General features: G+C 62.8%; 1 protein-coding gene. It reads right to left on the bottom strand.

Translation table 11 applies throughout. From position 1 onward, the window contains the following. Window positions 1–60: 60 nt before the first annotated feature. Window positions 61–12,660, bottom strand: a complete 12,600-nt coding sequence (locus tag LAN64_03755) for a DUF11 domain-containing protein (protein ID MBZ5566946.1) — start codon at window positions 12,658–12,660, stop codon at window positions 61–63. Between the last annotated feature and the right edge of the window lie 201 nt (window positions 12,661–12,861).

Here is a 12,861-nt window from a genome sequence, read left to right on the forward strand (position 1 = left end):
ATCTCACAAATAGCGAACCAGGCGATACCGCGTTCGAGGGCGAACGCGCTCCAGCGTCCCTTACCGCGGGATGGTGACGGTGACCGAGGACGTATGTTGCAGCGTCCCGGAGGTACCGGTCACGGTTACGGTGACGGTCTTTGCGCCCGGCGTAGTCGGGGAGGACGATCCCTGGCTCATACCACCACCACCGCAGCCGACGTGCATCGCCACCAAGAGCAGCAGCAGCATGAGCAGCACGGCCATCTGCAGCTTCCCGCGGCGGCTGGCGGCGACGAAGACGATGCCGAACAGCGGCAAGGTTCCCAGCCAGAGGGCGAGCTGGCGAGGCATGGTACGGCGGTGCACGCGGGCCACGCTGCTGCCGGCGGTAACGGTGAGGGTCGCCGTGGCGCCGCTGGCTCCCGGCGTAATGCTCGCGGTAGAGAAAGAGCAGGTCACATCCGGCGCACTGGGTGCACAGGACAGGCTGACCGGGGCGGCGAACGCGCCGTACTGCGGCGTCGAGGTGATGGTGACGGCAGTGGACTGGCCGCGGTTCAGCGTAATGGAAGCGGAGGGTGCGCTCAACTGGAAGTCGGCGACCGCGATGTTGACGGAAACCGCGGGCGAGTCGGCCTCTCCGTCGTTGACAACGAGCGAGACCTTGGAGACGCCGAGCGGCAGCGAGATGGAGGGATTGACTCCGGTCACAACTCCGCCGCCTTCGGGGAAAGGACCCGACCAGCGGTAGGTGAGCGCATCGTCGTCAGCGTCCACGGACGCGGCGCCGTCGAGGGTGACGCGAGCACCGGCAGCCATAACGCCCGGCACGGCGCGGTCAGCGCCGGCGTTGGCCACCGGGATAATATCGAGCGGCTCCAGCAGGGCGAAGGGTGAGAGCGAGAGCACGCGCCCGCTAATGGCGCCGGAGGCGGCGTCGAGGCCGGCGGTGCGATCCACCCAGGCGCCAGCTTCGTAGTGGAAGAGGCGGACCAGCGCCGGATGGCGGAAGTTGGAGGGCACGAAGTGAATGGTGAGAGCGATGGCGCCGGTGAATTCCGCGTTGGAGCTGATGTCAAAGATCGTCGGCTGGCGTCCGGTGCGGAAACCGGGCGGCAGTCCGGCGGCCGACAGCGGATTCATGGTGGTGCTGCCGGTGCGGGTCACGTTGCTGAAGGTGACCGAGGCGATGAGGCCATCGGCAGTATCGGTGGCCAGGACGGCGACGTTGCTTCCGACCGGGGTATTGAAGCTGTCGAGCGGCGGTCCGACACGGAAGGCGTTGTTGGTGAGAATGGGATCGGGTTGGAAGGCAAAGACGGAGAAGATGTTCGCGGCCCAGGCTTGCTTGGGCGCAGTGACCACGATTGTGACGACGGCGCTGGCGCCGTTGGCGAGATTGCCGATGGAGCAGGTCACGTTGGGGGCGGTGAAGTTGCACGAGCCTTGGGTTGAGGTAGCGGAGACGAAGCCGTAGTGGTCGAGCAAGTCGGTGAGCACGACGCCGGTGGCAACGGCCGGACCGTTGTTCATCACGGTGGCGGTGAAAGCGGGCAGGCCGCCGACAGAGATGGGCGCGCTGCCGGCGGTAACGGATATGTCGGCGGCGATGACGGAATTTTGCACGCTGGCGAAGTTGTTCTCGGGGACGGTATCCACGTCGTTGCCGGATACGCTGGCGGTGTTAGTGAGCGTGCCCTGGGCGGTCGGCGTGACCACGATGATGAAGATTGCGGTTTGTCCGACGCCAAGCGCGGGACCGGCGCAGGTCACGGTGGTATCGGCAGCGGTGCAACCGATGGAGGAGGGGGTGCTGAGGAAGGTGGCGCCCGCCGGGAGCGTGTCGGTAACGGTAAAGCCAGTGGAAGGTGAGGGGCCGTTATTCATCACGGTGATGGCGTAGGTGAGGTTGGTATTGGGCGCCAGCGTGCCGGCCGGAGAGGTGGTCATGGAGGTAACAGCAAGATCGGTGGCCACCACGTCGGCGGCGTCGGTGGCGACGTTGTTGGCGGTGTCGGGATCGTAGGCGCCGCCATCGATGTAGCCGGTCACACTGACGTTGCCGACAGTGGTGGTTTGGAAGACCATGTTGCCGCTGAGGAACTGCGGCGGTGGACCGAGGTCAGGACCGTTGCCAGAGAAGGCGCACAGCAACTGGGTTGCGTTAAGGGTGCAACTCACAAAGGGCGAATTGGCAAAGGTGGAGGAGACGGGAATCAGCGATTTATCAAAGTTGATCAGGAAGCCGCTGTCACCGGAACCCTGGGATGACATGCCGCTGAACGGGCCGTAGTTGGTGAGGGTGACGTCAAAGGCGACATTGCTGCCCAGTTGCACGGGATTGGTCGAGTGAGTGATGGCAATGGCCACATCCTCGACGGTGGTGTCGAGGCGCTTGGGGCTGATGGAGAGGGAGCTCGGTCCCTGAGCCGTGCCAATGACGGTCACCAGCATGGCGGGATCGCCCTGAACGCCGGAAAGCAGCTTGGCATTATCAATAACCGCGACTGAGTCGTCCTCACGGTTGGAGGCGTAGAGCAGCGATTCGTCGGGAGTGACGGCCATACCGGCGATGTAGCCGTTCGCCGGCGGCGCACTTCCCGGCACAACGAAGTAGTTGACGAAGGTGGCGATTTCGTTAGCACGATTGAAATTGAAGGCCTCGACGATACGTTGGACCGAATCGTAGGCATAGAGGTGATTGCCCACCAGCGCGAGGCTGTCGAAAAACATGCCAGCCGTGCCGGGCGGAACGAAGGGGTTGATGGTGGTCAGCAGCGCCGGCGATAGCGGGTTGGCGGAGATATCGAACGCCTTCACGCTGGAGTTGCCGGCGATGTCGATGAGCAGCAGGGTTTGCCCGTCGGAGGAGACCAGAGCGCGGTTGAAGAGCAGGTTCCCCAAAGTTCCGGCCGGAATGATGGTGGCGCTGCGCGCCGCGACGTCGAAGATCACAAGGCGACCGTCGGCAAGGATTTGATACACGTATCGGCCATCGGACCTGACCGCCAAACCTCCCGCAACCACCGAGCTGCCTAGATGCGCCGGAATCGTGTACAGGATGGAATTGACGGCGGGCGAGAACGGGTCAGCGTCAATGACGTTGAGCTGAACGTCAGGGGAAGAAGCGGTGCTGGGCACTTGCGAGGAAACAAAGACAGCCGGCTTGCCGGTGTCGGGGTTGGCGGCAGTAGCGATGCCTTCGATCTGTCCGGGTTGACCTGACAGCTTGATCTGAGAGTTTTGCGGGAACTGCACGTTCTGGCAGCACTGCGTCGAGCCGGTAACGACGGAGGCGGTAGAAGGACTTTCCGCGTAGAACTGGCTACCGTCGGGCGAGAAAGCAGTTCCCAGCGGATCCGTGCCGACGAAGATCTGGCTGCCGTTGCCGCCGGATCGGCTCAGGAAATCTATGGCGCCGGCGCCGAAGTCGCTAACCACCGCCTGGAACTTGGGCTGGTAGGCAATGGGGCTGATGATCTCGAGTTCACCATTATCCGCACCACCCTTCAAGAACCCGCTCAGCAACTGGCCGGTGAGGCTGGCGGAGACGTTGGGGTTGGTGACGATAATGTCCCGGGCATGGGCGGGAGCACCAGCGGGAATGGTGACCTGGAGTTCGTTGCTGGAGACAACGGTGACCTGGAGTTCGTTGCCGGAGGCAACGGCGCCCCCTTGGCCGGCCATCTTGCCGAAGCGGACACGCGCGTCGGGCGGGAAGCCGGAGCCGGAGATGGTGATGGTAGTGGGAGTGTCGTTAAACACGAGGATTGGAGTGACACCGGAAATGACGGGTGCACCAGCGATGGGAAGCGTGTCCACGTAGCCGGCGGCCACAGCCCGGAGGGTCGCGGGACAATTGTTGGTGGAGATGCAGCTTCCCCCGAAACGCCCCTGGAAAACAACCGAGGCGGAGTCGCTGAGTAGGGCGCCAGTGTCCACCACCGCCGCATTGTTCAGGGAGCTGGAAGAAGTAGTGATGGCATACAACTGGCTGCCGTCGGGGGAAACCGCGAGATCGGTTGCCGCGAAGCTCAAGGAATCCGTGAAGCCCACGATCTGGCCAAAGTTGGGTGAGGACGGGGTCAGGTCAAGCACATTAATCACATTGGCGCCGAAATACCCGTAGGTACCCAGCGGGGCGGAAGTCCTGGCGCCGACGGCGATCTTGGTATTGGGCAAGACAGCAGTGCTGGAAACCGTCTGGACGACGCTGTTGGTGGCGGTGCTGATGAGCTGCAGCGAGTTCGGACTTTGACGAACGGCAACAACGTAGAGCCCGTCCGGGGTGGCAGCCATGGTGCTGTTGCCAGCGAATAAGATCACGGTTCCAGTCACGCCGGACACGTTGGCAGCGGCAAACGTGTTCGTGTCCACCACCGCGATGCCGCTACTGGAAGCGGCCGCGACATAGGCCTGATGCCCAGTGACCGCTAATCCGATCAGGCTGGGCGCGCCGGGCGCCAGATCCGAGAACTGCGGTGTCAGATCCACGAAGTTCAGAAGCTGGAAGGTGACGGCGTCGATGATGAGCAGCTTGGGAGCGTTCGCCAGTATAGCCACCACGCGCGAGCCGTCGGGCGTGAGGGCAAGGTTGCGCACGCCGGCGTCGCCAAATCGAATGCGGTAAATCTCCTGCTGGATGGAGAGGTCAACAACGGAGATGTAGGTCGCGTTCAGGTTGGCGACGAAGGCAATGTGGCGGTTGGGGGAGATGGCAATGGCGTCCGGATTGACGCCGGCAGGCACCGTCTGGCCAATGGGAGTGTTGGTGGCGGAATCGAGGATGGTGATCCGCCCGGTGGCGCGATCGGCTACCAGCCAGCGTTGCAGCGGCGTGGCGGGATTGGTCAAAGGCAGATCGAGGGTGAAAAAGTTGTTGCCAGCGTTGGGATCGGCCGCCGTGGTGGAGGCGACGCCGGTAATCTGCACAGTCGGCGAAGAAGGGTTGGCAAGGAAGGCGGTGAACGTGGTCGTCGCAGTGATGGTAGCGCTGGCGCCCGCGGCAAGGTCGCCGAGCGAACAGGTGCCAAAGGTGGTGCACGTTCCCTGACTGGCCGAATAGACCGGAGGCGAGACGAAGGCGAAAAACAGAGAGCCGCTCACGGCGGTGGCCACGGCAGGTCCATTGTTGGTGACAGTGGCAGTGAGGGTCACGGGTTGGCCCACGGCGACAGGATTGGGCGAGGCGCTGACGGTGACGGAAACATCGGCGGTGACCGGCACGGAGACATCCAGGCTGGCGGCGTTGCTGGCCGGGATGGGATCGAGTTCATTGCCCGCGACGGTGTTGATAAAAGTGTAAGAGCCCAGGGCGGTAGCGGAAACGTTGACATCCACGCTGACGAAGTCGCCTACGTGCCAGTTATCGACCGGGCACAGGACCTGGGTCGTCGAGACGCTGCAGATGAACGATGCGAGGCCCTCGATGATCACCGCCGAATTCACAACTATGCCGGCAGGAATGTCCAACGTCATGGTCACGCCGGTGGCGGCGGCGGGACCGTTATTCTGCACGCCGATGATGACATCAAAAGGCTGGTTGACACCGGCGATGGCGGGACCACCTTCGGTGACGTGAGGCGCCAAGGTAGAGATGGTAGCGAACAGGTCGGCGCTGGCATTACCACGCGGACTGATGGCCAGGTTGGAGGGATTGACGGGCGTCCGCATCTTGGTGATTAGGGGATTGCCAGTGCCCGCAAAGGACAGCGGCCCGCTAGGAAGTCCGGAGGCGATGGCCTGCGCGTCGAGGACCGCGACCGCGTCTTCATTCTCCAGGAGGGCATAGATCAGCGTTCCTTCGGGCGTGACCGCCATGGCGGAGCCGGCGAAGGCGCCAGGGACGCTGGGAATGGTGTAGGAGCCGAGAGACGCAAAATTGGGCGTGGTGCGGTCGAAGTTGAAAATCTGAATGTACCGCTGATCGCTGGCGTAGGCGTAGAGGCGGGGTGAAGCCGTCCCCACGACCTGGAACCAATAGAGCAGCGGTGGGTTGGTAGTGGGAGCGCCGGAACCGGTAATGGTGGTGACCAGGACGGGTGCAAGCGCGTTCGTGCCCTGAATGTCGTAGACCTTGATGCTGGGGCTGCTGGCGCCACCGGTCAACAGGAGGGACTGGCCATCGGGTGTGACCTGCATGTGCGCCTGGTATGGGTCGGCGCCGAGGGTGGTGATGTCGGGGATGACGGTGGACGTTGCATTGAGCACGTCGAAGATCACCAGGCGCGTGCCGCCGTTCGTGGAATTCACATCAGCCGAGTAGACAAATCGGCCGTCGGGAGTGACGGCGAGCGCCAGGGCGGAATTGAAATCAGTCGGGGCAGCCTGGATGGTGCGCAGCAAGGTATTGTGCGTGGTGGTGGAGGCAGGATCGACATCCACGATGTACAAAGTATCGGAAACCTGGTTGACGGTGTCGGCGCTGACGAAGTAGGCGACTTTCTTGCCGCTGTTTTTCGGGTCGGGTGCAATGGCGATGCCATCGCCGTCGGGACCGAAGCCAGAACCTGGGTAGATCGAGGTGACTTGGCGTATCTGGTTATCGAGATTGGTGACGGTGAATTCCCAGAGTCCGGTGTAGGCGAACAGGCCGTCGGACGAAATGGCTAGCGAGTACGTCTCAGGCGCGGCGGGAATGAGAGTGGAGTCGCGGAAGAGGAGGGCGAGATTGTCGGTGCTGAAGCTGGACACCGCCACGGGATGCGACGGAGCAAAAGCCGGCGGCGGGCCGATGCGCAGCACGACGCCGTTGTTGGGACCGCCTCCGCTGACGTTGGCCGCCAACGGGCCGGCAGCCGAGTTGGGCAGGGTGACAACGATGTTGGCGACCTGCACTGCGGCCGCCGCAGGAACGGTAACGTTGATCTGTTGCCGAGAAACGAACGCGGAGGACAGCGGATCGAGGTTGCCGAGGCGGACTAAGGCGCCAGGGGCGAAGTTGTCGCCAAAGATGGTCACGGTCTTGGCGGCCTCGTTGGTGATCTCGGCGGGAACGACATCGAAGACCTGCGGCGCGCCGGCCAACGGGCTGTTCTGAACGTAGCCGATGGCAATACCGCGCGTGGAGATAGCCCCCGCGATGGTAACCGTCGAGACGAGCGCGGTTGACGGAGAGGAGAGGAAGGAATTGGCGTTCAAGGTGTACAGGCGGCTGGAACCGGTGAGGCCTTGTACCGGGCCACTGATCACCTGCAGGGTACTGCCGTCTGGCGTCAAAGCCATGTCGGTAATCGCGGTGGGAAGCGTCACGGTTGCGCCGGGCAACAGTTGCCCGTAGGTTTCAGAGCCGGTGCGCAGATCGAGCGTATTGATCACGGCACCCTGCGCTAGGAAGACGAGTACCCCGGTGGCGGCATTGGCAGTGGGGGTGATGGCAACGGCGCGCGCACCAGCAAAGGTGGTGGACACGGTGGTAGCAGTGTCAGTCGAGGTTGTGATCAGGTATACGACTGCATTGCCACCCGCTGTGGGAACACCGAAGACGAGCACGGTACTGCCATCAGGAGTCGCGGCGACATGGTGGCCGGCGACGGGGAGGGCATTTAGCGCGGCGGTGTTGGCGACGGTGGAGATGGTGGCCGGACTGGGCAAGGTGGTGAAGTCGACCACAATCACCGGACCGAACTGGTTGGCGATGTAGGCGCGCCAGCCCACCACGGTTAGCGCGAAAGGATGGATGTCGTTTACGCCGGCCGCATCTCCGACCTGGCCGTCGAGGCTGATCCTGGTAACGGCGAAGGTGGCAACATCAATGATGTCCAGTTCGTCGCGGGTCTGGCCGACCACAGCCAGCTTCGTGCCGTCGGAGGTGAGGGCAAGGCTCCAGGCCCGCACGTCACGGATGCGGGTGATCTCGGCCTGGATGGTCAGGTCGATAACCGAGATGTAGCTGCCATTGATATTGGCCACGAAGGCCAGCCGGCCGTTGGGGGCAATCACGATGTTGTCGGGGCTGGCGCCGACCAGAGCCGGCGCCGCACAGCACACCTGAGAGGGAAAGGGAAAACCGCTGTAGGCCCGGAGCGTGCTGGTCTCAAAGTCGGTGAGCAGCGTGGTGACGGAGGAATTCAGCGTTCCCGTAAACGTCACCTGCGTGCTGGCGCTGTTGTTGGCCGAGTTGGTGTCGGTTCCGGAGAAGCTGACTGACGAGGTTGCGGAGTAGTTGGCTTGCAGTACCGCGGTGGCAAAGATGGTAGCGGTGATGCTTGTGTTGGGGGCTAGGTCGGGCAGCGAACAGAACACCGTGCCCTCGACTCCGCAACTCACTCCAGAATTCGGCGAAGAAAAGCTCACGTACGACATGCCGGCGGGCAGGTTGACTTGGAACTGCGGGAAGGTGGCGGTATCGGTCGTGCTGTTGTTGTGAATGGTGAGCGCGAGGGCGGCGCTGCCGCTTACCGGCACGGTCAACGACGCCGGAGCGGTGATGACAAGATCGATATTGGCGTTGACGTTGGTTATTGAGGTGACGCTGTTGTTCGCGCCAAGGCCGCCGCCGGGACCGTCGTCCACCACCTGCGAACTGGAAACCGTAAAGGTGCTGCTCAACGGCCCCACCACGCTCGGGGTAACCTTGATTACGATGACCGTACTGGAAAAGGGCGTGAGATTCACGACCGGACAAGTGACCGTGCCGGTAGAGAGAGCGCAGCCCGCGCTTGAGCTGGCCGCATTGAATGTGACATTGGCCGGCAAGGGGTAGCTGACAATGATGGCCGTGGCGGTGCTGAGGCCATTGTTGGCAGCGGTAACGGAATAGTTAAACGCAGTGCCATTGGCGACGGAAGCGGGCCCGCTGAGATTGGTAATCGCCAAATCCGCTTGCCGCTGCACCGTAACCTGCAATGAGGCCACGTTATTCGTCGGCACGGGATCGTCGTCGGCAGTGGAGACTCGGGCTATGACGGTAAGCGTCGGCCCGACCGGTGGCGTTGCCAGGGTGTTAGCGGTGACGTTTACTGTGACGGTCACGCCTGCTCCACCGAACGCTACCGTACCTAAGCTGCAGGTAAATGTCTGCAGCCCGGAACAGGTGCCCTGGCCGGGGATGACGCTGTTCACGGCGAGGTTGGTTGGCATGGTGCCGGACACGACCACGGAAGGCGCACCCGCCGCATTCGGACCGTGGTCGGTCGCCACGATGCTGTAGGAATACGTCGTTCCCTCGGCCACCGCGGTTCCCGCCCCAGATGACATGCTGAGGGACATATCGGAAGCGTTGCCGGTGCTCTGGAGCTTATAGACGAAGGCGTCTCCCGAACTTGCCACCGTGCTGCTGGCGGACTGAACCGCGTTGGCGGTGGTGGGAAAGTTCGTGGAGTAGATTGGCCCGACAATCCAGGGGGCTCCCAGCGAATCGAGAGCGAGCCAATAGACGAATTCGTCGCCGGTTCCGCCGAGATAAGTGGAATAAAGCAGCGAGGGCGCACCGCTCTGGGACGGATCAAAGCGGGTGAAGAAAGTGTCGTAGCCGCCGGCCAGGAATGCCTGAATCGGGTTGACTGTCGGCAGGTCATTGGAATTGGAGTCGCCGGCGACGCTGACGAGCGGTGAGGTTGCGGACAAAACGGCCTGAGCGGTGGCGTTCGTGCCGCCGCCACCAGAAAAAGCGACGGCGGGCGGCTGCACATAGCCGCTGCCGCCGGCGCCGGGCGGCACTGTAACCCCGGTCACTTGGCCGCTGGCGGCGGAAAAAGTGGCGGTAGCGGTGGCGCCCGAACCACCGCCGCCCGAGAAGGTGACCGTCGGTGCGGACGTATATCCGCTTCCGCCGTTGGTCAGGGTGACGGAAGCGACGCTTGCGACCGGTACTACACCGACGCCGATTCCTTCATCCCATCCGGTTCCGCCAAAGTAGGTGGAGTAGAGCAGGGAGGTGCCGCTGGGATCGATCTGGGAGAGGAAAGCGTCGGCATTAGTGTTGGCTGGTCCGTTCAGGTCCCTTTGATACGCAGTGGCGGCAGTCACCGGGAAGTTGGCCGAGGTGGTGTAGCCGGTGGCGTAGAGGTTGCCGCTTTGGTCCCGAGCAAGGCCGAAAATCTGCTCATCAAAGGTACCGCCCAAATAGCGGTCCCAAACCACGGCAGGTGTGCCTACCGTCGAAATCTTGGCGATAAAACCATCGGTATTGCCGCCAAAAGCCTGACCGACCAAAGGGGTAGGCATGGCGGCCGAACTGGTGTCACCGGCAATGAACATGTTTTGCGAAGTGGGATCATCCACCGCGATGGCAAAGGCCTGAGTGGAGCCGGATGCGCCGCCGAAATACCCCAGCATGGTGGGTGTGCCGCCGGAGTTGAACTTGGCCACGAACGTCATCAGGTTGATCATGCCGGCGTACAGGTTGCTGGTAGTGGCAGGATCAATCGCGATGCACTCAACGCTGTTGGCGGTCAGGCCGGCATTGATAGCGGTCCAGGTGGCGCCGCCATCGGCGCTGCGATAAAGGCCGACGCGCCCGCCCGCATAGACGATGGAGGGCGACGCCGGATCCACGGCTACGGCGCGCAGATTCAGCGTGCCCAGCGCGGTACCGCCGCTGCCGTTCAGGGTTGCCCATGCGCCGGCACTCAGCTTGAATAAGCCGCCGCCGAAGGATGCGGCATAGACGTTGGAGCTGGAATCAATCGACAGCCCGAGTACAGGGAGCGCGGTTGGGCCGCCCGCAACCGTGGTCCAACTGGTTCCTCCGGGAGCCAACTGGTACACGCCAGCATTAGTGCCGGCGTAGACGATGTCAGTGGCGGGATCGATGGCGAGGGCGTTGACCGTCAGGTCGCCCAAGCCGGTGGTCGTCACTTGCCCCCAAGTTGGAGTCGCAAGGCCAACGTTCTGACTTACCCATACGCCGCTGCCGCCGGTGCCGGCGTACAGAATGCCGTTGTTGGTTGGGTCCAACGCCAGCGAGAGGATAGTGCTAGGGGTCAGGCCGCTATTGATAAAGGTGCTGCCGGTTCCACCGCCGGTGATCTTGCGTACGCCATTGAAGTGGCTTCCCTCATAGAGAATGGCGGAATCGGCGGTGGTAGCAGGGTCCAATATCAGGGCGTGCGTGAAGCTGGGAGTAGCAACCGTGGCCGTCCATGTAGCGCCGAAATCCGTGCTCTTATAAACCCCGCCGCCGGCCTGGCCTGCGTACAGGGTACCGGGCGTGTTGCGGTCCACCGCGATGGCGTCCACTTGCAGCGAAATGAGTCCGGCGCCCGGGGAGAACGAAGCGCCGCTGCTACGGCTGGCGTAGATGGTCGGAGGTGGCGCGGAGAGCGGCGTGAGGCTGGCGAAGTCGTTCGAGTATGCACGCCCGGTGACGTAGATATTGCCGCCGGCATCCTGGGTAATGGCATTGCCCCAGTCGCGCGCGTGACCGCCGAGATAGGTGGAGTACAGCAGGGTGTTGCCCGCCGAGCCGATCTTGGAGACAAACGCGTTGCCGTGATTGCTGAGGAGAGTTGACTGGTACGGAGCCGGCGAAGTGGACAGTGGGAAATCGCTCGACTGGGTGAATCCGGTGACGTAAGCGTTGCCCAAGCTGTCCACGGAAACGGCATAGCCTTCGTCATCGCCATTGCCGCCGAGATAGGTGGAATACACCAGCGCGGTGCCAGCGACGCCGCCGGTGCCGCTGGGATTGATCTTGGTCACGAACACATCGTCAAAGGCGCCGCTGCATCCGGCGGGCGTCACCGCGGCGCATCCGGTGGTGCTGATTTGCGTTTTGATGGGGAACCCGTTGGCTGCAGTGGAGGAGGTAGTTCCGACTACGTAGGCATTACCGGCCGAGTCGGTGGCAACTGCACCGCCCCAATCCTCGCTCGTGCCGCCGAGATAGGTCGAATAAGCGAGCGTGGGGTCAATGATGAGCGTCTGCGTGCGGTCGTAGTTGCCAACGCGGATACTGACCTCTTGCTTCTTGCTGAGGACAAACCCGCCGGCGATTTCGCGCTTGCCTTGCGGCGCCTGCTGGTAGATCAGCGGCTTGTGCAGGCGCAGTTCGCCATCGGCAACGTGCAGCACCAAGTCGCCGGAGGCGGCAATCTCTACGCGCCTGGCGCCATCAAACGCCAGGCGGATCTTGCGCGGGTCGGCGCCGGGCGACACTTCGAAGTCGTGTTCCAGCAAACGCTGGTTGCCGTAATAAACGACGTCGATGCCGGGATACACGCTGCGATAACGTACGCGGGCGTAGTTGGCTACGTTGGTGCGCCACTGAGAGCGATCGTTGCCAATCAGATAATTGCTCTTGCCGGGCAGCAGATCTTCAGGCGCGGCTTGCGCCGAAACATTCGCCCCGAGCAGGCGCAGTTGCAGCGCGATCGGCGGCGTGGTGGGCGCAAGGGCACCTGCTTCCTTTTCCCTGCGGTCGCGGCGTCCCGCCGGACGAGGACGATGCAGCGACAGAACAGTGGCGTCGCGATTCAGCGACAACGAGTAACCCAGGCCGCGTGCGACGAAGCCGGTATCGCGATTCCTTTGTCCATGGGCCGGCTCAAAGCTGAGCGGCAATCTCACATAGGCCGAGATGGCGGACTGCTGCTCCGGCCGCACGACGGATCGGGTTCCCGCTGCGGCAGCTTTCGCGGTGACCGTTTGCGGTTCACCGGACGGTGTTTGCGCAACTGCAAACACGCTGAGACAAGCCAGGAGAAACCCCAGGGCACACTTCACCTTGGTCAACATTTGACACTCCACAGGCTCGCCGTCTCACCTGACACGGCGGTTGCCGCTCTGCTTAAGGCCATTGCAGGCTACGGTCTATGTATTAAAGGGGGGAGACCCGAAATCTTAACCCGCTTTGCAGGAGTGTCAACAGGAAATCTGGGCGGAAGTCTGGCCCAAGAGTAACAGTCTCGGGTCGCAAGAGTAATGGAGGACTCCCGC

The sequence above is a fragment of the Terriglobia bacterium genome (assembly GCA_020073185.1).
Classification (GTDB): Bacteria; Acidobacteriota; Terriglobia; order Terriglobales; family Acidobacteriaceae; genus JAIQGF01.

Bases quoted from the DNA above. Each gene is read 5' to 3' on its own strand.
- LAN64_03755 (MBZ5566946.1), bottom strand. From the start codon at position 12,660: ATGTTGACCAAGGTGAAGTGTGCCCTGGGGTTTCTCCTGGCTTGTCTC.